This window comes from Variovorax sp. W1I1 (assembly GCF_030815625.1).
In the GTDB taxonomy this organism is placed as follows: Bacteria; Pseudomonadota; Gammaproteobacteria; order Burkholderiales; family Burkholderiaceae_C; genus Variovorax; species Variovorax paradoxus_C.
The window spans coordinates 5,720,273-5,740,381 of the sequence record NZ_JAUSWZ010000001.1 but is presented as its reverse complement, the minus strand read 5'-3'; the positions used below and the strand labels follow the sequence as shown (position 1 = coordinate 5,740,381).

At 66.8% G+C, this 20,109-nt stretch carries 19 protein-coding genes; 6 read left to right on the top strand and 13 right to left on the bottom strand.

What is annotated here, in order from left to right:
- Positions 1-70: 70 nt before the first annotated feature.
- Entirely contained in the window at positions 71-766 is a 696-nt protein-coding gene (locus QFZ83_RS26700) for a helix-turn-helix transcriptional regulator (RefSeq protein WP_307511360.1), read from the top strand.
- Positions 767-775: 9 nt separating this feature from the next.
- Here QFZ83_RS26700 and QFZ83_RS26695 read toward each other — a convergent pair whose 3' ends face one another.
- Together QFZ83_RS26695 and QFZ83_RS26690 are read right to left on the bottom strand one after the other, a co-directional pair.
- Complete coding sequence (locus QFZ83_RS26695) at positions 776-1,789, bottom strand: tripartite tricarboxylate transporter substrate binding protein (protein WP_307511358.1); 1,014 nt, start codon at positions 1,787-1,789, stop codon at positions 776-778.
- Between the two features lie 111 nt (positions 1,790-1,900).
- Positions 1,901-3,418 carry an AMP nucleosidase gene (locus tag QFZ83_RS26690; protein ID WP_013543986.1) on the bottom strand — a complete coding sequence of 506 codons (1,518 nt, stop codon included), beginning with the start codon at positions 3,416-3,418 and terminating at the stop codon, positions 1,901-1,903.
- 61 nt (positions 3,419-3,479) lie between these two features.
- Here QFZ83_RS26690 and QFZ83_RS26685 point away from each other — a divergent pair, with 61 nt between their 5' ends.
- Positions 3,480-4,385 (top strand): ketopantoate reductase family protein, encoded by a 906-nt coding sequence (locus QFZ83_RS26685; protein WP_307511357.1) that lies wholly within the window; start codon positions 3,480-3,482, stop codon positions 4,383-4,385.
- Here QFZ83_RS26685 and gorA read toward each other — a convergent pair.
- On the bottom strand, positions 4,382-5,740 hold the full coding sequence (gene gorA / locus QFZ83_RS26680; RefSeq protein WP_307511355.1) for a glutathione-disulfide reductase: 1,359 nt from the start codon (positions 5,738-5,740) through the stop codon (positions 4,382-4,384). The two genes, QFZ83_RS26685 and gorA, sit on opposite strands and share 4 nt — an antisense overlap.
- A 125-nt stretch (positions 5,741-5,865) precedes the next feature.
- On the opposite strand from gorA, the gene QFZ83_RS26675 reads away from it, so the two are divergent.
- On the top strand, positions 5,866-7,902 hold the full coding sequence (locus tag QFZ83_RS26675) for a PEP/pyruvate-binding domain-containing protein (protein WP_307511354.1): 2,037 nt from the start codon (positions 5,866-5,868) through the stop codon (positions 7,900-7,902).
- Positions 7,903-7,914: 12 nt separating this feature from the next.
- On the opposite strand, the gene QFZ83_RS26670 is transcribed toward QFZ83_RS26675, so the two are convergent.
- The 4 genes from QFZ83_RS26670 to QFZ83_RS26655 all read right to left on the bottom strand — a co-directional run bounded on the left by QFZ83_RS26670 (position 7,915) and on the right by QFZ83_RS26655 (position 12,277).
- Positions 7,915-8,451 (bottom strand): hypothetical protein, encoded by a 537-nt coding sequence (locus tag QFZ83_RS26670; RefSeq protein WP_307511353.1) that lies wholly within the window; start codon positions 8,449-8,451, stop codon positions 7,915-7,917.
- Positions 8,448-10,442, bottom strand: a complete 1,995-nt coding sequence (locus QFZ83_RS26665) for a TRAP transporter large permease subunit (RefSeq protein WP_307511352.1) — start codon at positions 10,440-10,442, stop codon at positions 8,448-8,450. Before QFZ83_RS26665 ends, QFZ83_RS26670 begins: the two co-directional genes overlap by 4 nt.
- Entirely contained in the window at positions 10,439-11,068 is a 630-nt protein-coding gene (locus QFZ83_RS26660) for a TRAP transporter small permease subunit (protein ID WP_306881991.1), read from the bottom strand. Before QFZ83_RS26660 ends, QFZ83_RS26665 begins: the two co-directional genes overlap by 4 nt.
- Positions 11,069-11,161: 93 nt before the next feature.
- Positions 11,162-12,277, bottom strand: a complete 1,116-nt coding sequence (locus QFZ83_RS26655) for a TRAP transporter substrate-binding protein (protein ID WP_013543980.1) — start codon at positions 12,275-12,277, stop codon at positions 11,162-11,164.
- Positions 12,278-12,496: 219 nt separating this feature from the next.
- On the opposite strand from QFZ83_RS26655, the gene QFZ83_RS26650 reads away from it, so the two are divergent.
- The gene (locus QFZ83_RS26650) at positions 12,497-12,907 is read left to right on the top strand and encodes a rhodanese-like domain-containing protein (protein WP_306881990.1); all 411 of its coding nucleotides are present in this window, start codon (positions 12,497-12,499) and stop codon (positions 12,905-12,907) included.
- An 81-nt stretch (positions 12,908-12,988) separates the two neighbouring features.
- Here QFZ83_RS26650 and QFZ83_RS26645 read toward each other — a convergent pair whose 3' ends face one another.
- Genes QFZ83_RS26645 through lysM form a run of 3 tightly spaced genes read right to left on the bottom strand, consistent with a single transcriptional unit; the run spans position 12,989 to position 14,610 of the window.
- The gene (locus QFZ83_RS26645; protein WP_307511350.1) at positions 12,989-13,438 is read right to left on the bottom strand and encodes a DNA-binding protein; all 450 of its coding nucleotides are present in this window, start codon (positions 13,436-13,438) and stop codon (positions 12,989-12,991) included.
- Positions 13,386-14,105, bottom strand: coding sequence for a nucleotidyltransferase domain-containing protein (locus tag QFZ83_RS26640; RefSeq protein WP_306881988.1), 720 nt, complete (start codon positions 14,103-14,105; stop codon positions 13,386-13,388). Before QFZ83_RS26640 ends, QFZ83_RS26645 begins: the two co-directional genes overlap by 53 nt.
- 40 nt (positions 14,106-14,145) lie before the next feature.
- Positions 14,146-14,610 carry a peptidoglycan-binding protein LysM gene (lysM, locus tag QFZ83_RS26635; protein WP_306881987.1) on the bottom strand — a complete coding sequence of 155 codons (465 nt, stop codon included), beginning with the start codon at positions 14,608-14,610 and terminating at the stop codon, positions 14,146-14,148.
- A gap of 134 nt (positions 14,611-14,744) precedes the next feature.
- Between lysM and QFZ83_RS26630 the strand changes: the two genes are divergently transcribed.
- Positions 14,745-15,521 carry a type III pantothenate kinase gene (locus tag QFZ83_RS26630; protein WP_307511349.1) on the top strand — a complete coding sequence of 259 codons (777 nt, stop codon included), beginning with the start codon at positions 14,745-14,747 and terminating at the stop codon, positions 15,519-15,521.
- A 15-nt stretch (positions 15,522-15,536) separates the two neighbouring features.
- On the opposite strand, the gene QFZ83_RS26625 is transcribed toward QFZ83_RS26630, so the two are convergent.
- From QFZ83_RS26625 to QFZ83_RS26615, 3 genes are read right to left on the bottom strand one after another with little or no spacing between them, the layout of a single operon-like run.
- Positions 15,537-16,874 carry a serine hydrolase gene (locus tag QFZ83_RS26625; protein ID WP_307511348.1) on the bottom strand — a complete coding sequence of 446 codons (1,338 nt, stop codon included), beginning with the start codon at positions 16,872-16,874 and terminating at the stop codon, positions 15,537-15,539.
- 31 nt (positions 16,875-16,905) lie between these two features.
- Positions 16,906-17,721: a crotonase/enoyl-CoA hydratase family protein gene (locus QFZ83_RS26620; protein WP_307511346.1), complete on the bottom strand. Its 816-nt coding sequence runs from the start codon at positions 17,719-17,721 to the stop codon at positions 16,906-16,908.
- A gap of 34 nt (positions 17,722-17,755) precedes the next feature.
- Positions 17,756-18,604 (bottom strand): 3-hydroxybutyryl-CoA dehydrogenase, encoded by an 849-nt coding sequence (locus QFZ83_RS26615; RefSeq protein ID WP_307511344.1) that lies wholly within the window; start codon positions 18,602-18,604, stop codon positions 17,756-17,758.
- Positions 18,605-18,795: 191 nt separating this feature from the next.
- Here QFZ83_RS26615 and purT point away from each other — a divergent pair, with 191 nt between their 5' ends.
- Positions 18,796-19,998, top strand: a complete 1,203-nt coding sequence (gene purT / locus QFZ83_RS26610) for a formate-dependent phosphoribosylglycinamide formyltransferase (RefSeq protein WP_307511343.1) — start codon at positions 18,796-18,798, stop codon at positions 19,996-19,998.
- The last annotated feature ends 111 nt before the right edge of the window (positions 19,999-20,109 follow it).

The window sequence follows — 20,109 nt, the reverse complement described above, 5'->3', positions numbered from 1 at the left end:
GCAATCGCCGCTGCCGCACACTTCGCCCGCGAACGAAGTGTGGATTGCCGCAGCGTTTTACGATGGCCGCATGGACACGACCTCGAACGCCGACGCAGATCTCCAACTGGCCCGCCTCGCCGGCGCCATCGCCGAGCCGGCGCGCGCCCGCATGCTCAACTGCCTGATGGACGGCCACGCGCGCACTGCGACCGAGCTCGCCACCGTCGCCGAGGTGGCCGCCTCCACCGCCAGCGCGCACCTCGCGCGCCTGAAGGAAGAGCGATTGGTCGAAGTGCTCGTGCAGGGCAAGCACCGCTACTTTCGCTTGGCCGACGACAACGTCGCGGCCGCGCTCGAAAGCCTGATGGTCGTGGCCGGCGCACCGCGCGCGGCCGGGTTCAAGCCGAACACGCCGAGCCGCCTGCGCGCCGCGCGCACCTGCTACGACCACATGGCCGGCACGGCCGGCGTCGCGCTGCACGACCGGCTGCATGCGCAAGGCTGGCTCAGCGGGCTGCAGAGCGGCTCGTACGAACTCACGCCCGAAGGCGCGATCGCGCTCGAAAGCCTGGGGGTCGAAGTCGATGCGGTGCGCCGTTCGCGCCGGCGCTTTGCCTGCGCATGCCTCGACTGGAGCGAGCGCCGTCCGCATCTCGGCGGTGCGCTGGGGGCCGCGTGGCTGCAGTTGTCGCTGCGCCGCGGCTGGGTGCGGCAAGAGCTCGACGGGCGCGAACTCGCGCTCACGCCCAAGGCGCAGCGCGAGATGCCGGAGCTGTTCGCCTGAGGGCGGTCGTCAGGCCTTGAGTTTCAGCAGATAGATCATCGGCCCGGCCATCGCCAGGTCGAGTTCGAGGAAGCTCTCGAAGTCCTTGCCGGCCATCCAGTACGCATCCCAGTTGTTGCGCTTGATGGTCTTCTGCCAGACATCGGCGCCGGTCGCGCGGCGCACGGCTTCCAGGAGCACGGCGCGCCGTTCGGCGGGCACTTTCTTGCCGGTCAGCACGCCGCGCCAGTTGGCGAGGTCGGCGTCCACGCCCTGCTCGCGCACCGACGGAATGCCCTGGAACGGCCGCTTGGACGACACGCCGATCGCCCGCAGCTTGCCGCCGGCCAGCGCCTCGCTGAACTCGCTGTAGCCCGAGATGCCGGCCACGGCCTTGCCGGTTTCCAGCGCCTCCACCACCTGCGCGCCGCCCGGGTACGGCTGGTAGACCAGGCCCGCGGTGTTGCCCGCCACGCGCGCCAGCATGCCGGCGTACATGTGGTCGACGCCACCGGCCGAGCCGCCCGCGATGACGGTCTTTGCCGCATCGGCGCGGAGGGCTGCGATCAGGTCCTTGGGCGTCTTGATGGGCGAATCGGCCTTCACCGCCACCACTTCGTAATCGCTGGTGAGCCGCGCGACCGGGGCGACCTGCGCCATGGTGACGGCGGGCTTCTGCAGCGCGACCGCGCCGACCATCACCATGCCGCTCATCAAGAGGGTGTCGGGGTCGGCATCGTATTTTTCGACGTACTTCGCAAGGCCGATGGTGCCGCCCTTGCCGCCGACGTTTTCGTAGACCACGTCGCCTGCCGCGCCCGAGGCCAGCAGCGCCGCGCCGAGCGCGCGGCCGGTCTGGTCCCAGCCGCCGCCTTCGTTGGCGGGAATGACGATGCGCAACTTGGCAACCAGCTGCGGCTCGGCCGCACCGGCCGAGCGGGGCCACAGCAGTGCGGCCTGGCCGGCGCCGGCAGCGGCGACGCCGCCCGCCACCCATGCGCTGAAATCGCGGCGGGAAAGGGCAGAAGGTGACGATCTAGGCATTTTGTTTCCGATTGTTCTCAAAAGTAACCGGATGATGTCCGCAAAATGTGCAAAACACCTGCGCGGACGCCTAGGTAGAAACCCTAAAAGGGGTCTTCCAACTGCCAACTATTACTGGAAAGCGACCTCCGCGAAGCTGCGCAGCTTGCGGCTGTGCAGTCGGCTCGAGCCCTCTTCCCGAAGGATGTCGATGGCCCGCATGCCGATGCGCAGGTGCTGCTCCACCCGCTCGCGATAGAAGTGGTTGGCCATGCCGGGCAGCTTGATCTCGCCGTGCAGTGGTTTGTCGCTCACGCACAACAAAGTGCCGTAGGGCACGCGGAAGCGGAAGCCGTTGGCCGCTATGGTCGCGCTCTCCATGTCGAGCGCCACCGCGCGGCTCTGGCTGAAGCGGCGTTGCGGCTGGTTGCCGGGCAGAAGCTCCCAGTTGCGGTTGTCGGTGCTCGCGACGGTGCCGGTGCGCATGATCTTTTTGAGGTCCGGGCCCTCATAGCGGGTGATGTCGGCCACGGCTTTCTCCAGCGCGAGCTGGATCTCCGACAGCGCCGGAATCGGCACCCACAGCGGCAGCTCTTCATCGAGCACATGGTCCTCGCGCACATAGGCATGCGCCAGCACGTAGTCGCCCAGTTGCTGCGTGTTGCGCAGGCCCGCGCAGTGGCCCAGCATCATCCAGGCGTGCGGGCGCAGCACGGCGATGTGGTCGGTGATGGTCTTGGCATTGGCTGGGCCGACGCCGATGTTCGTCATCGTGATGCCGCTGTAGTCCTCGCGCACCAAGTGGTAGGCCGGCATCTGCGGCAGCCGCGGCGGCGCGGTGCCCTGGCTGCCATCGAGCAGGTGGCCGAAGGTGGCGCTTGCGCCCGCATCCAGCCCGCGCCGGCGCGTGACCACATTGCCAGGTTCGATGAAGGCGATGTACTCGCTGTTCTCGTCGGCCATCGCTTCGTGGCCCAGGCGCACGAACTCGTCGATGTAGAACTGGTAGTTGGTGAACAGCACGAAGTTCTGGAACCACTCGGGCGCGGTGCCGGTGTAGTGGCGAAGGCGGTGCAGCGAGTAATCGACCCGCGCGGCCGTGAAGAGCGACAGCGGCTGCGCCTCGCCGTCGCGTGCCTCGTAGGTGCCGTTGGCGATGCCGTCGTCCATCACGCCCAGATCGGGCAGGTCGAACACATCGCGCATCAGCGCGCGGCGGTCTTCGCTCATCGTGCCTTCGATGTGGTCGTTCTCGGCGAAAGAGAAATGAATCGGGATGGGCTGCGTGCTGGTACCCACCTCGAGCTCGACCTGGTGGTTCTCCAGCAGCAGGCGGAACTGGTCGAGGTAGTAGCGCGAGAAGAGATCGGGCCGCGTCAGCGTGGTCTCGTAGCGGCCCGGCCCGGCGACGAAGCCGTAGCTCAGGCCCGCATTGGCCGGCGGCGTGTGGCGCGAAACCGTGTGCGTATGCACCCGCACGAACGGGTAACAGGCCCGCACCCGGCCCGGCAGCGCCTCCCCGGCCACGAAGCGCAGCATCGACTCGCGCAGATGGGCGAGCCCGCCCTGGTAGATCGCCTTGACCTGTTCGAGTGCGGCGGCGGCGTCGGTGAAGCGGGCGGGGGCGACAAATGTGGGCATGTAGGGCATGGCGGCATTGTGCAATGGGCGGTTAACCTTTAGGCGGACGGACAACCAAGGAAACGAACCGATGAAAGTCGCAGTCATGGGCGCCGGTGCAGTCGGCTGTTACTACGGCGCCATGCTGGCGCGTGCGGGCCATGACGTGGTGCTGATCGGGCGGCCTTCGCACGTCGAGGCGGTGAAGGCGAACGGGCTGCGGCTCGAGACAAAGACCTTCGACGAGCAGGTGCGCCTCGATGCGAGCACCGAAGCGAGCGCGGTGCGGGGCTCTGATCTCGTGCTGTTCTGCGTGAAGTCCACCGACAGCGAATCTGCCGCCGCGCAGATCAAGCCACACCTCTCGCCCGACGCACTGGTGCTCACGCTGCAGAACGGTGTCGACAACGACGAGCGGGTGCGTTCGGTGCTGTCGAATGAAGTGGCGGCGGCCGTGGTCTACGTGGCCACCGAGATGGCCGGGCCCGGCCACGTGAAGCACCACGGTCGCGGCGAGTTGGTGATCGCGCCATCGCGTGCGAGCGAGCAGGTGGCGCGGCACCTGATCGCCGCCGTCGTCCCGACGCAGATATCCGACAACGTGCGCGGCTCGCTCTGGGCCAAGCTGATCCTCAACTGCGCCTACAACGCGCTGTCGGCGGTGTCGCAGCTGCCCTATGGCGAACTCGTGAAGGGCGTGGGCGTGAACGACGTCATCCGCGACGTGGTCGCCGAATGCCTCGCCGTGGCGAAGGCCGAAGGCGTCGTGATTCCTGGCGACACCGATGCGGCCCTCCGCGGCATCGCGCAGTCGATGCCTTCGCAGTATTCATCTACAGCACAGGACCTCGCACGCGGCAAGCTCAGCGAAATCGACCACCTCAATGGCTTGGTCGTGCGCCGAGGCGAAGCGCTCGGCGTGCCCACGCCGGCCAACCGCGTGCTGTTCGTGATGGTGAAGCTGCTCGAAGGCAAGCAGCAGAAGGCCGGCGTCTAGCCAGGCATCGGTTCGCGCATCGTCACGAACTCTTCGGCGCCCGTCGGGTGGATGCCGATGGTGCTGTCGAAGATCGCCTTCGTCGCCCCCGCGCGCATCGCCACCGCAAAGCCCTGCACGACTTCGCCCGCGTCCGCGCCCACCATGTGCAGGCCCACCACGCGGTCGCTCTTCTTGTCGACCACCAGCTTCATGAACGTGCGCTCGCTGCGGCCCGAGAGCGTGTGGCGCAGCGACTTGAACTCGCTCGAGAACACCGTCACCTCGCCGAACTTCGCGCGGGCATCAAGCTCGGTGTAGCCGCAGGTGCCGATGTTCGGGTGGGTGAACACGGCCGTCGGGATGAACTCGTAGTCCATGCGCCGCTTGCCTTTGCCGAACAGCGCATCGACCACCACCATCGCCTCGGCGAGCGCGACCGGCGTGAGCTGCACGCGCGTGGAGACATCGCCCACCGCGTAGATCGACGGCACCGAGGTGCGGTAGTGCGCATCGACCGCGATCGCGCCGTTCTCATCGAGCTTCACGTCCGCCGCTTCGAGGCCAAGGCCCTCTGTGTTGGGAACGCGGCCGGTGGCGAAGAGCACCGTGTCGGCCTCGATCTGCTGGCCGCGCGCGAGCGTCACGGCGAGGCCGTTCGGACCGCGCGCGATCAGCGAGGCTTCGCAGTTCAGGCGCACGTCGACGCCCGCCTTGCCCATCTCGTTCGCGAGGAACTGGCGGACGTCGTCGTCGAAGCCGGTGAGCAGGTGCGCGCGGCGGTGCAACTGCGTCACCTTCGAGCCCAGCCCGTTGAAGATCGAGGCGAACTCGCAGGCGATGTAGCCGCCGCCCACCACCAGCAGGCGCTTGGGGAACGGGTCGAGATCGAACATCGCATCGGACGTCACGATGTGCTCGCGCCCCGGGATCTCCGGCACATAGGGCGTGCCGCCGGTGGCCACGAGCAGGTGGCGCGCGGTGTGGCGCTTGCCGTCGATCTCCACCGTGTGGCCATCGACCAGTTGCGCCCACCCGGTGATCAGCGTGACGCCCGAGTTCTTCAGCAGCGAGGCATAGATGCCGTTGAGCCGGCCGATCTCCTTGGCGCGCTGCGACTTGAGATGAGCCCAGTCGAACTGCGGCTCGGCGGGCAGCTTCCAGCCGTAGCCCGCGGCCTCTTCGAACGATTCGGCATAGCCCGCTGCATAGCTGTAGAGCTTCTTCGGGATGCAGCCCACGTTGACGCAGGTGCCGCCTAGGTCGGCCGCTTCGGCCAGGCCCACGCGGGCGCCCGTCTGTGCCGCCATGCGCGCGGCGCGCACGCCGCCGCTGCCGCCGCCGATGACGAAGAGGTCGAAGTCGAATGTGGGCATGAGAAGAAGCTCCTTTCGGGCGACTGTAGCGGCCGGTCGATGGCAGTGCTGCGGGCGGGACTTGGCGCGATGCGGCCCTGCCGGAACGCGAGCGAGAATTCGCCCTGCAACGAGAGGGACACTCCATGAAGAACAACAGCACCCCACATCGCGCGCGCAAGGCGCCGGCCTGGCTATCGGCACTGGCGTTGAGCACGGTGGTCATCGCACCCTTGCCGGCCGACGCGCAACTCGCGGCCAAGCCTTCCTTCTATCGGCGTCAGATCGAGCCGCAGCCTGAAGGTCCGACGGCACAACCCGTGCCGCGCCCCGCAATGGCCGCATCACTGCCGGCACTGCGCAGCCAGGGCGACTTCGACGCACTCGCACGCGTCTACGACCCCGGCACGCCGATGCAACTGGCCCATGTGCTGTTCGTCATCGACCGCCAGGCCAAGCCGGTGCGCACCCACTACATCGACACGCCGCGCTACCAGCTGCATGTGCGCTTCGTGCGCGACACCGGCCTTTCGCCGCGCGCGGGCAAGCGCGAGATCGACCGCAACTACCTCGTTCCCGATCGCCGCTTCCTGTTCGGCACGCTGAGTTGGCAACAGAACATCGGCACCTTCACCTACGAGTTCTGGGAAGGCGACCGGCTCACCGCGCCGCTGCTGAAGCAGGCCGACGAACAGGTGAAGGCCAGCTTCTTCGCGCCCGTGAAGTTCAAGACCAACTCCACGTTGCACGAGCGTGTGGCCAAGGAGGCGGGCATCGATTTCGTGAGCCAGGAAGCGCTGATCCGCGAGCAACCCTACATGCCGATGAACCTCGGCACCGCGACGGGGCGCGTGCGCATCGTGAACGACGCGTCGGGACTGAATGCGCTGTTGCCCGACGACATCGCCGTGCTGCGCCAGGTGCCGATCAATCTGCCGCCGGTCGCGGGCGTGCTGACCGAGCGGCCATCGACCGCGCTCTCGCACGTCAACCTGCTGGCCAAGGGCTGGGGCATTCCGAATGCCTATGTGCGCGATGCCGCGACCGTGCTGCGCGAGCATGCGGGCCAGTGGGTGGCGCTCAAGGTCGCGGCTTCGGGTTATCAGTTGCGCCGTCTCACGGCGGAAGAAATCGCAGCGCTCCCGCCGCGTTCCGTGCGCACCGCGGTCACAGGCGCGGTGCCCGGCAGTGACAAAGCCGTGAAGCCCGATCTGCGAGAGACCCGCCTGCTGCCGCTCGCCTCACTGGGTGCGCGCAACAGCGCGCAGTGCGGCTCCAAGGCCGCGAACCTCGGCGCGGTGCTGGCCGCACGCATTCCCTCGACGACCGTGCCCGATGGGTTCTGCATTCCGTTCGCGCACTACGACCGCTTCATGCGAACCAATGGCCTGGCCGATCGCATTGCGCGCATGCAGCAACAACCCGGCTTCGCGAGCGATCCGCAGCAGCGGCAGAAAGCGCTGGCGCAACTGCGCGACGAGATCGTGAAGTGGCCCGTCGATGCCGCCACCGCGGCGTCATGGCGCGCCGCATGGCAGTCGCAACTGGGCGGAGGCGGTGTGTTCGTGCGCAGCTCGTCCAACTCCGAAGACCTGCCCGGCTTCAGCGGCGCGGGGCTCTACACCACGGTGCCCAATGTGAAGACCGGCGACACGCTCGAGCTCGCGGTGAAGAAGGTCTGGGCCTCGGTGTTCAACCCCGAGGCCTGGGAGGCGCGCAGCGCCGCGGGCTTCGGCGCCGAATCGGTGCTGATGGGTGTGTTCGTGCAGACCGCCATCGATTCGACCAACGCCGGCGTGATGATCACCCGCGACCCCTTCGACGCGGGTCACCCGCACGTCACCTACATCTCGGCCAAGCGCGGCATCGGCATCCGCGTGGTCGAGGGGCAGCGCGTGGCGGAGCAGGTGATGTACTCGAGCTGGTCGAAGGCGATCCAGGTGCTGAGCCGCTCGGCCGAAGAGACGGCGCTGCAGCTCGACAAGGACGGGGGCGTGAAGGAAGTGCCGGTGGAGCAGGGGCGCAACGTGCTGACCGATGAGCTCGTCGTGCGACTCGCCAATGTGGGCGCGGCTGTGAAGCGCACTTTCAACGCGGTCGATCAGGACATCGAATGGGCAACGGTGGGCGATCGCATCGTGCTGTTGCAGGCGCGGCCGTATGTGGGGGAGAGACGGCGTTAGTTGGTCAGTTAGTCAGGGCTTGATGCACGACGCGCCCGCGACCGTCACCGGCATGGTCCATGTGCGCTGCCGGAACCGGGTCGGCATGCTGAGCGGCGTTCCCTTCTGCTCGGCCGTCTGGCCGTAGAAGTCGGAGCTGCAGGTGCCGCCGGCGCGCACCAGGAACACGTAGTGCCTGTCGGGCTCCGGCGTGAAATCGACGATCGGCGTGCAGCGGCGGGTGGTCTTGGCGGCGACCAACCCGCCGACGAGGCCTTGCCCGGCCAGCGGATTCTTGTATTGCAGCGCCATCGAAACGGCCAACCGCTTGCCCGTGGCGACCTTGATCGTGCGCCGCGCCTTCGGCTCGAGGGTGTCGACGGGATGCAGGCCCGTGCATTCCACCGGGTCGTCGAAGGCCTGGACCAGCCCGGGCACCTCCGCTTCGTTGCGGAATTCGATGGTGCTGGTCGGGCCGTCCCTGGGTTCCTGGTAGCTCGTGGCGCAGCCCGCCAGGGCGAGGCCCGCGAGCAGCGCCGCGCATGCGCCAGCGTGCGAAGCGGCCGTCATTTGTACAGCAACTGCGGCAGCCACAACCCGATCTGCGGCCAGATGTAGAGCAGCACGATCGCCAGCACCTGGATGCCCATGAACGGCAGCATGCCCAGGAAGATCTGGTTGAGCGTCACATGCGGCGGACTCACCCCCTTCAGGTAGAACGCGGCCATTGCCACCGGCGGCGAGAGAAACGCGGTCTGCAGGTTCAGCGCCACCAGGAGTCCGAAGAACAGCGGATCGACGCCGAAGTTGTCCAGCAGCGGAATGAAGATGGGCATGAAGATCACGATGATCTCGGTCCACTCCAGCGGCCAGCCCAGCAAGAAGATGATCACCTGGCTCAGCACGAGGAACTGCACCTTCGTGAGGTTCATGCTGAGCACCCACTCTTCCACCAGCGCCTGCCCGCCCAGCAGCGCGAACGCCGCCGAGAAGATGGCCGAGCCCACGAAGAGCCAGCACACCATGGCCGAGGTCTTGGCCGTGAGGAAGACCGATTCCTTCAGCACCGCGAGGTTGAGCCGGCGGTAGGCGGCGGCCAGCAGCATGCCGCCGAGCGCGCCCATGGCCGCGGCCTCGGTCGGCGTGGCCAGGCCCAGCACGATCGAGCCGAGCACCGAGAGGATCAGCAGCATCAGCGGGAAGAACGACGCCAGCAGCATCTTGAAGATCTCGAGCCGCGCGAAGCTCAGGAACAGGTAGAAGAGCGCCGTGATTGCGCCGAACACCGCGAAGGTCGCGATCCACCAGGTGGGGGCTGCGCGGTAGGTCGGTGCTTCGGCTGCTGCAGCCGGTGCGGGCGCAACTGAAGTGGCCGCCGATGGCTGCGCGCCGGGTGGCGGGGCGAGCGTGGACGCATCCGGTGCTGCGGGCGGCGGCGATGCAGCCTCGCCGCTCGGCGGCTCCTGCAAGCCACCGTCGCTTGGTGGTTCCTGCAATCCGCCTTCCGACGGCGGCTCCTGGAGCCCGCCTTCGGCCGGCGGTTCCGCGAGGCCGCCCGAACTCGCGCCACTGCTGCTGCTCCCGCGTGCGGCGCCGATCTCTTCGATGTCGTAGCGCGCCTCGGCCTCGACGGTGGTCACCGCGCGATAGCTGAAGCCGGCCAGCAGCGCGAACACGATGGCCGGCAGCGCCACGATGGCCAGTTGCCGCAGCACGTGCGAGAACGGCACTTCGGCATTGCGCCGGCCCTTGAGCAGCCCGACCAGCGCGTGCGCCGTGGGGCTGGAAGCCAGCCGCTGCGACATCGGCGGCAGCGGCACCACGCGATCGGCCGCCGACAGCGGCGGTGCCCATTGGGGCTTGAGCTTCGCGATCAGGATCACGTACAGGATGTACAGCCCCGCCAACATCAGGCCCGGAAAGAAGGCGCCCGCGTAGAGCTGCACCACCGAGACGCCGGCTGTCGCGCCGTACACGATCAGCAGCACCGACGGCGGAATCAGGATGCCCAGGCACCCGCCCGCGGTGATCGCGCCCGCCGCCAGCGGCACGCTGTAGCCGCCGCGCAGCATCGCGGGTAGCGCGAGCAGTCCCATCAGCGTAACGACCGCGCCCACGATGCCGGTGGCCGTGGCGAAGATCGTGCAGGTGACCAGCGTTGCCACGGCCAGCGCGCCCGGCAGCCGCGCGAGCGCCAGGTGCAGGCTCTTGAAGAGCGACTCGATCAAGTTCGCCCGCTCCACCAGGTAGCCCATGAAGACGAACAGCGGCACCGCGATCAGCACGTCGTTGGCCATCGTCTTGTAGGCCGACTGCACCATCAGGTCGAGCGTGCGGTGCCAGTCGCGGTCGTAGGCCATGAAGGTGAAGAGCATGCCCATGCCCATCAGCGTGAAGGCGGTGGGAAAGCCCAGCATGATCGCCACCACCACCAGCGACAGCATCAAAAGGCCCAGGTGGCCGTTGGTGATGGTCTCGGCGCTCAGCAGCACGGTGGCCGCGCCGATCACGATCAGCGCCATGAAGGTGAGGCCGAACCAGAGTTCGCGGCGGATCTTCATCGCGCGGCCCCCCCGGCTTCGTTGGCGACAACCACGCGGTCGAGCGCGGCGATGTCGGCGTCCTTCACGTGCACCATTTCCTTGAGCTTCTCGACGTCGACTTCCTCGACGTCCTGCTCGCGCGAAGGCCAGGCGCCGTCGCGGATGCACTGCACGCAGCGGATGATCTCCACGATGCCCTGCAGGAGCAGCGTGAAGCCCGCGAGCGGAATGATGAACTTGAACGGATACAGCGGCAGCGGCTCGGCCGAGAACGTCTGCTCCCGGATCGCGAGCGATTCGCCGGCGTAGATCCAGCCGGCCCAGGTCAGCGCGACGATGCCGGGCAGGAAGAAGACGATGTAGAGCACCAGGTCGACCAGCGCCTGCGTGCGCGGCCTGAAGAATCCGTAGAGCACATCGCCGCGCACATGCCCGTTCTTGGAAAGCGTGTAGGCCCCGGCGGTCATGAACATGGCGCCGTAAAGCATGATTTGCGCGTCGAGCACCCACGCATGCGGATGGTTCAGCACATAGCGCGAGAACACCTCCCAGCTGATGAGGAGCGTGAGCAGCAGGGCGCACCAGGCGAAGGTCTTGCCGATCCAAGTGGAGAACCGGTCGACCGCCAACAGGAAAGATTGCATCGGAACGAGCTCCTCGCCGCGCTCCGGGCGCGGCTTGCGTGCAGGCATGAAAAGAGGGCACCCCGCGGGTGCCCTCGCGTCACAGGAAGCGCATCAGGACTTCTTGGCCTGCCGTCCGAAATAGTGGTTGTAGGCCATCTTGAAATCGACCGAATAGTCGTTCTGCCACTGGCCCGCGCGCTCGGCGAAGGCGCGCTGCGAATCGAGCACCTTCTTGAAGAGCGCGTTCTCGGCCGACTTCTTGGCGATGGTCTTGTCCCACGAGGCGAGCTGCGCGCGCAGCACCGAATCGGGCGTCTTGTAGAACTTGATGCCGCTCTTCTTCAACTCCTCGTAGTCCTTGGAGTTGCGGTCGATCGCCTTCCAGCTCATGTCGGCGCTCGCGGCCTGCGTGGCGTACTCGATCACCGCCTTGAGCTCGGCCGGCAGCGCGCGCAGCTTGGGGCCGTTCCAGAGCACCTCGAACTGCTCGCCGCTCTGGTGGAAGCTCTGCAGCATGCAGTTCTTCGCCACGTCGGGAAAGCCCAGCACCCTGTCGCTGGAGGCGTTGTTGAATTCGGCCGCATCGATCAGGCCGCGGTCCAGCGCGGGCACGATCTCGCCGCCGGGCAGCGGGTTCACGGCCGCGCCCATGTCGGTGAACACGTCCACCGCCAGGCCGACGGTGCGGAACTTCAGGCCCTTCATGTCCTCGGCCTTGGCCACCGGTTTCTTGAACCAGCCCAGGGGCTGCGTGGGCATCGGGCCGTAGAGGTAGGAGGCCACGTCGAGGTTGAGGCTCTTGTAGATCTCCTCCATCAGCGCCTTGCCGCCGCCGTAGGTGTGCCAGGCCAGGACCATGTTGGCGTCCATGCCGTAGCCGGGGCCCGAGCCCCAGAGCGCGAGCGCCGAGTTCTTGCCGTACCAGTACGCGACCACGCCGTGGCCGCCGTCCAGCGTGCCCTTGGCGACCGCGTCGAGCAGCTGGAACGCGGGCACCACCGAGCCGGCCGGCAGCACTTCGATCTTCAGGCGGCTGCCCGCCATGTCGTTGACCTTCTTGGCGTAGTCCTGCGCGTACTCGTGGAAGATGTCCTTCGCGGGCCAGGTGCTCTGGAAGCGCAGCGACGTGGTCTGGGCCATGCTGACCATCGGCGCCGACATGGCGCCTGCGGCCACGGCTGCTCCCTTCAGGAGGTTGCGGCGGCGGGGTGACTTGCTCTCTGTCATGTTGTCTCTCTCCATACAAGTTCTGACTGACCGAAAAGATCCTGCCCGCTCTTGGAGTTATGTTTGACAGGCCCAGGCCCGATCTTTGGCGCGCGCGAAAACGCGACAAACAGGGTTTTCACGAACCGGTGAAAAATTCCACCATCCGGCGGGCTTCAGGCAAGGTAAAGATGCGGCGGCCCGCGAGGTAACCCTAATGAAATGGAAGGAAGCAAAGAGATGACTGAACCCGTTGGTGAAAAAGGCTATGCCGGCGACGTGACGCCCGAGCAGGCGGCGCAATGGCAGGCCAGCGGCGAGGCCGTGCTGGTCGACGTGCGCACCGATGCCGAGCGCGAATGGGTCGGCTACGTGCCCGGCGCTGTGCCGCTGGCCTGGAAGCAATGGCCGGGCATGGCACTGAACACGGCGTTCGACGAGGGCGTGCGCGCCGCCGGCGAAGGCGGCAAGAAGCTGGTGCTGCTATGCCGCAGCGGCGTGCGCTCCATTGCGGCCGCGAAGCGCGCCACCGAATTGGGGCTGGAGGCTTACAACATCCTCGAAGGCTTCGAGGGGAATCCGGATGAAAGCGGCCATCGCGGGCAAATCGGTGGGTGGCGCAAGCGCGGGCTGCCCTGGAAGCAGAACTGAATCCGCGTCAGGTCCACGATGTCGCGTTCGCGGCCGAAGCCCAGCGATGAACAAGCCGCTTGTAGAAGAGAACGCGTTTCTCTATGACGAGGTCAGGAGATCGGGGCGATTGGCACGAAGCCAGTTTTCGGAACCGGCCAGCAATTGCGCGGCTTGTTCGATGCAGGCCTGCAGCGTGGCGGTGGAAACCGGGTCACCTTCATAGTCGCTCGCATTGCGTTGCCGACGCAATGCATCGAGCACGATGATGTCCGGCTGTGCCACGCCCATCGTCAGGCCCAGGCTCTGGATGGCGGTCTGGTGGTGGCCCGGCTGGCTGGTGGATGTGCGGTAGCCGTTGGCCCACAAACCCAGCATTGCGCATTGCATGATGCATTTGTAGGCCGCATCGAATCGGTTGTCGGTGCTGACCTGTGCAACATGCGCGTCGGCCAGATTTCGCCGCGCCGCCTGAAGCAGTTTGGCGATGCCCGCACCGTCAGGCTGGTGGGCCTGCAGCCGCCCGATCGCCAGCAAGTTCTGCAAGCTCATCGGCTCTTCCCTTCACAAGCAATTTTGGTTTGGCCAGTATGTCGCGCGCGAACGCATCGCCGCTGCGCGCTCGTTCTGCAAATTCCTCAGGCGTGTAGAGCACCGTGTTCACCTCGCGGCCGAGCGTCGCGTGCAGAGGAAACACCGCTTGTGCCAGCGTCATGAAATCCACGCTTCCCAGCACCAGCAGATCCACATCGCTGCCCGGCGAGGGTGTGCCGCGCGCTACCGAGCCGAACACGAGTGCCAACCGGATCTGCGCATCCAGCGGCGCGAGCACTTCGCGCACGGCAGGCGCCACGCCATGCGTCTTGCGAAACATTGCAGCCAGGTCATCGAACAGCGGATGGCTCGTGTTGGCGTTGTAGCGCACCTGATTGCCTTGTTCGCTGCGCAGCAGCAGGCCGGTGCGCGCCAGCTTGTCCACCTCTCGCGCCAGTGTGCCCGCATGGCTGTCGGTCAGGCGTGCAAGCTCCCGCAGATGAAAGGCCGACTGCGGCTGCAGCAATAACACCGCCAGCGTGCGTTGCCGCGCCGCGGGGAATAGCAGGTCCATCAAGGAAGAGTCGTTGCTCATTAGGCGACGATTGTTGCCAATAAGGCGACATTCGACAAGGCCTTCGGCATCGATTGCTTTGCGCTGGCCTGTCAAAAGCAAAAGGCCCACGGCATGCCGTGAGCCTTTTCCTCATGGGAGCCTTGAAAGATCAGTTCAGCGCTGGAATCCGCAGCTTCTGCCCCGGATAGATCTTGTCCGGATGCGACAGCATCGGCTTGTTCGCCTCGAAGATCGCGTTGTACTTGTTGGCGTCGCCGTAGTACTTCTTGGAGATGGCCGAGAGCGTGTCGCCCTTCACCACGTCGTGGTACTGCGCGGGCGGTGCGGCGGGGGCGACCAGATTGTTCTCCACGCTCGTGACGTTGGCCACGTTGCCCGCGGCGAGGGAGGCTTTCTCGCTGGCTTCCTGCGAGGGCGCCTGGCCCGCGAGGGTGACGACGCCGCTGCTGGCGGTGTAGGTCACTTCGAGCCCGGTGAGGCCGAGGTTCTGTGTCTCGATGTAGGTCTTGATGGCGGCTGCGGCCGCCGTGTTCGCGTCGGGCGTGGCCGCCTGGGCCGACGATCCGCCGAACAGTTTTTCACCGGCTTCCTTGATGAAACTGAGCAATCCCATGGTGTTCTCCTTGTGCCGTGGTGGATGGAATTTGCGAATGTAGCGGTGGAGCGCCGAGGCCGGGCGTAGTCCCATGCCGCGTGTGTCCGCGACGTGCCAGCAGGAATAACAACAAAGTCGCAATAATCCCGCGCATGGCATCCCCCTTCCTCGCAATCGACATCGGCAACACCCGCCTGAAATGGGCGCTCTACGACGGGGCGCATCCGGGCGCCGCGTTGCAGGCCTCGGGCGCGGAATTCCTGGACCACATCGAACGATTGGCCGACGGCCCCTGGGCCGACCTGCCCGCACCCGGCTCCATGCTCGGCTGCGTGGTGGCCGGCGACACTCTGCGGCGCCGCGCCGAAGAGCAGATCGTCGAGCGCTTCGACTGCACGCCGCGCTGGGTGGTGTCGAGCGCCGGCGAGGCGGGCATCGTCAACGGCTACGACCATCCCACGCGCCTGGGCGCCGACCGCTTCGTGGCGATGATCGGTGCGCGCCACCGCATGCTCGCGCAAGGGCCGGCGCGGCCGATGGTGGTGGTGCTGATCGGCACGGCCGTCACGGTGGAGGCGATCGATGCCAGCGGCAAGTTCCTCGGCGGGCTGATCCTGCCGGGCCACGGCATCATGCTGCGCGCGCTCGAATCGGGCACCGCGGGCCTGCATGTGCCGACCGGCGAGGTGCGCGAATTTCCCACCAACACCAGCGATGCGCTCACCAGCGGCGGCACCTACGCCATCGCGGGCGCGGTCGAGCGCATGGTGCAGCACGTGCGCTCGCATTGCGGCGAGGAGCCGGCCTGCTTCATGACCGGTGGTGCGGGCTGGAAGATGGCGCCCGTCATGAACGGCCACTTCGAACTTGTCGAGAGCCTGATCATGGACGGCCTGCTGGTGATTGCCCGCGAACGGGCCTCCGCCTGAACTGAGGACGAGTCGTCAGGGCCGCGCCATCAGCGCCTCGGCCACCGCCTGGAACGCCGGCAGCGTGAGCGGATCGTTCCCCGCGCTCGCCGCCACCGGATGCGCGGCGTAGCGCACGATCACCATCTCCGCCTTCGGATCGACGTAGATGCTCTGGCCGTGAATGCCGCGCGCCATGTACGCGCCGTGCGGGTTGTGCGACACCCACCACATGTTGCGATACGACCAGCCCCGCAGCAGCGCATAGCCGGCCTTCGCGAACTTGGCGGGATCGCCGCCGCGCTGGATGTCGTCGACCACGGCCTTCGGAATCACCTGCTGCCCATTGGGCGCACGGCCGCCGTTGCGCATCGTCTCGCCGAAGCGCGCGATGTCGCGCAGCACGGTGTTCAAGCCGCCGCCGCCCGACTCGGTGCCGATGCGGTCGACCATGAAGTACGCGTCCTGCTCGGCGCCGATGCGGCGCCAGATCTTCTCGCTCAAGAGGTCGGCCAGCGACTGGTTGCTCGCGCGCCGCAGGATCCACGCGAGCACCTCGGCGTTCACCGTCTTGTAGGCGAAGGCGGCGTCGTGCGCGCCTTCCTTCTTGAGCGTCGCGAGGAATTCGTAGAACGACTTGGGACCCGTGTAGTTCGGCCCTTGCGTCAGCATGCCGCCGGCTCGCGCGTAGTCCCAGATTTCGGCCTTCGGGTCGGCGTAGTTCTCCGAGTAATGCACGCCGATGGTCATGTCCATCACCTGACGCACGGTGGCGTCGCCGTAGGCCGTGCCCTTGAGCTCGGGCAGGTACTTGGTGACGGGTGCTGACGGATCGAGCTTGCCTTCGTCCGCGAGGATGGCCGCGAGCGTGCCGACGAAGGACTTGGTCACCGACATCGCGATGTGCGGCCGCTCGGGCGTGAGCGCGCCGAAGTACTTTTCGTAGACCACGCGCCCGCGGTGCATCACGAGAATGCCGTCGGTGTAGGTGCGCGGGATCATCTGCGCGAAGGTCACCGTCTCTTCGCTGCTTGCACTTCCAAGAGGCTTGAACGTGACCGCTTCGATATCGTTGCGCGGCGCCGAAGGCAGCGGACTCGCCGCACCGCTGCCGCGCCACACGTTGGTCGTGGGCACCGTCTCGCGCACATGCGAGAAGCTCCAGCGCGTGCGCGGAAACACGCCGCCGGCGGGGTTGTCGAAGGTGATCTGCTTGTCGGGCGGCGGCGGAAAGCCCTTCATCCAGCCGAGCGCATCGACCGAGGTCGCCGCGGGGTCGGGCAGCGCGGCGGGCGCGGGCGTCTGGGCGTTGGAAGTGTTCACGGCGAGCAGGGTGAAGGCGACGGCGAGCGCCGCGCGTTGGAAGAAGGGCATGGGCTTCAAGGCTCCGATGAATTCATCGTCATCAACGACCGCTGAAGCGCGCGGGACGCCGCTCGACGAAGGAGCGCACGCCTTCGGCCGCGTCCTCGCTGTTCGACAGGCGCTTCTGCGTCTCGATGAATTCCGACACGGCCGCGAGCGGCCCGTGTTCGACGGCCTTGATCACGTTGAGCCGCGTGGCCACCACCGCGAGCGGCGCTTGTGCCGCGATGCGCTGTGCAATGGCCAGCGCCGCATCGAGCTCCTGCCCGGCCGGCACCACCTTCTGCACGAAATTGAGGCGATAGGCCTCGGCGCTGTCGAACTCGTCGGCCGTGAGCAGGTGCAGCATCGCATTGCCCACGCCCGCGCGTTCGGCCATGCGCAGCGTGGCACCGCCCGTGGCCATGATGCCGCGCTGCACTTCCATCTGGGAGAAGCGGCAGTTGTCGGCGGCCACCACGATGTCCGCGCCCAGCATCAGTTCGATGCCGACCGTGAAGCAGATGCCCTTCACGGCCACCACCATCGGCTTGGTGCGGCGGCGATAGTCGGGCAGGCCGAAGTCGTGCGGCTCTACCAGGCCGGCGGGAATCGCCTTCTCGCCGCGCTTCATGTACTCGGTGACCGCGGGCAGGTCCAGGCCCGCCGTGAAGTGGTCGCCGAAGGCATGCAGGACGCCGACGCGCAGGTCCGGGTCGGCGTCCAGGCGCGTGTAGGCCTCGGCGAGCTGCTTGAACATCGGCGGCGTCCAGCCGTTGCGCTTGGCCGGGCGGTTGATGCCGATCAGCAGTACGTGGCCAAGCACCTGGGTGTCGATGCAGCCTTCGGCGGGTGGATTGGTGGGCGTGGCGGTCATTGGTTTTGTCTCCGAGTTGTTTTTGTTCTGTGGCTCAGTAGGTGTAGACGCCGCGCCCGGTCTTGCGGCCCAGTTGGCCGGCGGCGACCATTTCCTTGAGCAGCGGGCACGGACGGTATTTGGAATCACCGAACTGCTCCAGGTACACCTCCATCACGGCCAGGCACACATCCAGGCCGATCATGTCGGCCAGCGCCAGCGGACCGATGGGCTGGTTGCAGCCCAGCTTCATGCCGGCATCGATGTCCTCTGCGGTGGCAATGCCTTCGGACAGCACGAAGAAAGCCTCGTTGATCATCGGCACCAGGATGCGGTTGACCACGAAGCCCGGCGCGTTCTTCACCGTGATCGGCGACTTGCCCAGCTTCTCGGCCAGCGCCTTGACGGCGTCGTGCGTGGCATCGCTCGTGAGGTAGCCGCGGATCAACTCCACCAGCGCCATCATCGGCACCGGGTTGAAGAAGTGCATGCCGATGAAGCGGTCGGGGCGCGAGGTGGCGGCAGCCAGTTGCGTGATCGAGATCGAGGAGGTGTTCGAGGCGACGATCACCTCGGGGCCCACCAACTCGTCGACCTGCTTGAGGATCTTGAGCTTGAGCGCGTGGTTCTCGGTGGCAGCCTCGATGACGAGTTGCGCGCCCTTCAGGTCGTCGTAGTTGGTCGAGCCCTTGATCAGCGCGAGCGCCGCGGCCTTCTGCTCGGCAGTGAGCTTTTCCTTCTTGATGAGGCGGTCGAGGCTGCCCGAGATGGTGGCGAGACCCTTGTCGACGGCCGCTTGGGCAACGTCGATCATCACCACGTTGACGCCGGACACCGCGCAAGCCTGCGCAATGCCATTGCCCATCGTTCCGGCGCCGATGATGCCGACGGTCTGGATCGTCATGAGAAAACTCCTTGAAAGTACAAAAAACTGGAAAAAGGGGGAGCGAGCGGGACGCCTGGGCCGCCGCCGCGACAGAGGACATCGATTGTGAAGCAGCCTCGCAGGGCCGCCGTTCCCGCACGCGACACGGGCGCCCACCGGTGGCTTACAGTGCGGCGGTTGCTTTTTCTTCCCTCTTTTCGACTTCGACCATGACCACCCTCGGCACCCCCCTTTCCCCCTCCGCCACCCGCGTGATGCTGCTCGGCTCCGGCGAACTCGGCAAGGAGGTGCTGATCGCCCTGCAGCGCCTCGGCGTCGAGACCATCGCGGTCGACCGCTACGAGAACGCGCCCGGCCAGCAGGTGGCTCACCATGCGCGCACCATCACCATGAGCGACCCCGCGCAGTTGAAGGCGCTCATCGAGGCCGAGAAACCCATGCTCGTGGTGCCCGAGATCGAAGCCATCGCCACGCCGATGCTGCAGCAGCTCGAAGACGCGGGCGTGGTCCGCGTGATTCCCACGGCCCGCGCCGCCCGCCTCACGATGGACCGCGAAGGCATCCGCCGCCTGGCCGCCGAGACACTGGGCGTGCCCACCAGCCCGTATAAGTTCTGCGATTCGCTGGCCGAGTTGCAGGCGGCCATCGACGGAGGCATCGGTTATCCATGCATCGTCAAGCCCGTGATGAGCAGCTCCGGCAAGGGCCAGAGCAAGATCGATGGCCCCGCCGACGTGCAGAAGGCCTGGGACTACGCCATGGCCGGAGGACGTGTCAGTCATGGCCGCGTGATCGTCGAGGGCTTCATCGACTTCGACTACGAGATCACGCTCTTGACCGTGCGCGCGAAAGACGCGGCCGGCGCTGTCGAAACCAAGTTCTGCGACCCCATCGGCCATGTGCAGGTGAGCGGCGACTATGTCGAAAGCTGGCAGCCGCACCCCATGGCACCCGCCGCGCTGCAGAAGGCGCAGCAGATCGCGCAAGCCGTCACGGCCGACCTGGGCGGCCAGGGCCTCTTCGGTGTCGAGCTGTTCGTGAAGGGCGACGAAGTCTGGTTCAGCGAAGTCAGCCCGCGTCCGCACGACACCGGCATGGTCACGATGGCCACCCAATGGCAGAACGAGTTCGAGCTGCATGCACGCGCCATCCTCGGCCTGCCGGTCGACACCTCGCTCAAGAGCCCGGGCGCGAGCGCGGTGATCTATGGCGGCGTCGACGCCACCGGCATCGCCTTCGACGGCGTGGCCGAGGCGCTGCAGGTGCCCGGCAGCGACATTCGCCTGTTCGGCAAGCCCGAGAGCTTTCTCAAACGCCGCATGGGCGTGGCGCTGGTGCACGCGGCCGACACCGACACCGCGCGCAAGCTCGCCAAGGAAGCCGCCTCACGCGTGAAGCCCCGCAAGGGCTGAGCCTTTTGAGGCGCACGCGACAGCCGTAGCCAGTTTTCGCAAGACCGCGCCGCAGGGGCGCGGGCATGGTGCGGGTCTTGCCGGAAGGCCGAGGTGAAGGGCGGGTGCATG

Excerpts from the sequence above, each read along its gene's own strand:
- QFZ83_RS26700 (WP_307511360.1), top strand. The coding sequence starts at position 71 with ATGGACACGACCTCGAACGCCGACGCAGATCTCCAACTGGCCCGCCTC.
- QFZ83_RS26695 (WP_307511358.1), bottom strand. The coding sequence starts at position 1,789 with ATGCCTAGATCGTCACCTTCTGCCCTTTCCCGCCGCGATTTCAGCGCA.
- QFZ83_RS26690 (WP_013543986.1), bottom strand. The coding sequence starts at position 3,418 with ATGCCCTACATGCCCACATTTGTCGCCCCCGCCCGCTTCACCGACGCC.
- QFZ83_RS26685 (WP_307511357.1), top strand. The coding sequence starts at position 3,480 with ATGAAAGTCGCAGTCATGGGCGCCGGTGCAGTCGGCTGTTACTACGGC.
- gorA (WP_307511355.1), bottom strand. The coding sequence starts at position 5,740 with ATGCCCACATTCGACTTCGACCTCTTCGTCATCGGCGGCGGCAGCGGC.
- QFZ83_RS26675 (WP_307511354.1), top strand. The coding sequence starts at position 5,866 with ATGAAGAACAACAGCACCCCACATCGCGCGCGCAAGGCGCCGGCCTGG.
- QFZ83_RS26670 (WP_307511353.1), bottom strand. The coding sequence starts at position 8,451 with ATGACGGCCGCTTCGCACGCTGGCGCATGCGCGGCGCTGCTCGCGGGC.
- QFZ83_RS26665 (WP_307511352.1), bottom strand. The coding sequence starts at position 10,442 with ATGAAGATCCGCCGCGAACTCTGGTTCGGCCTCACCTTCATGGCGCTG.
- QFZ83_RS26660 (WP_306881991.1), bottom strand. The coding sequence starts at position 11,068 with ATGCAATCTTTCCTGTTGGCGGTCGACCGGTTCTCCACTTGGATCGGC.
- QFZ83_RS26655 (WP_013543980.1), bottom strand. The coding sequence starts at position 12,277 with ATGACAGAGAGCAAGTCACCCCGCCGCCGCAACCTCCTGAAGGGAGCA.
- QFZ83_RS26650 (WP_306881990.1), top strand. The coding sequence starts at position 12,497 with ATGACTGAACCCGTTGGTGAAAAAGGCTATGCCGGCGACGTGACGCCC.
- QFZ83_RS26645 (WP_307511350.1), bottom strand. The coding sequence starts at position 13,438 with ATGAGCTTGCAGAACTTGCTGGCGATCGGGCGGCTGCAGGCCCACCAG.
- lysM (WP_306881987.1), bottom strand. The coding sequence starts at position 14,610 with ATGGGATTGCTCAGTTTCATCAAGGAAGCCGGTGAAAAACTGTTCGGC.
- QFZ83_RS26630 (WP_307511349.1), top strand. The coding sequence starts at position 14,745 with ATGGCATCCCCCTTCCTCGCAATCGACATCGGCAACACCCGCCTGAAA.
- QFZ83_RS26625 (WP_307511348.1), bottom strand. The coding sequence starts at position 16,874 with ATGCCCTTCTTCCAACGCGCGGCGCTCGCCGTCGCCTTCACCCTGCTC.
- QFZ83_RS26620 (WP_307511346.1), bottom strand. The coding sequence starts at position 17,721 with ATGACCGCCACGCCCACCAATCCACCCGCCGAAGGCTGCATCGACACC.
- QFZ83_RS26615 (WP_307511344.1), bottom strand. The coding sequence starts at position 18,604 with ATGACGATCCAGACCGTCGGCATCATCGGCGCCGGAACGATGGGCAAT.
- purT (WP_307511343.1), top strand. The coding sequence starts at position 18,796 with ATGACCACCCTCGGCACCCCCCTTTCCCCCTCCGCCACCCGCGTGATG.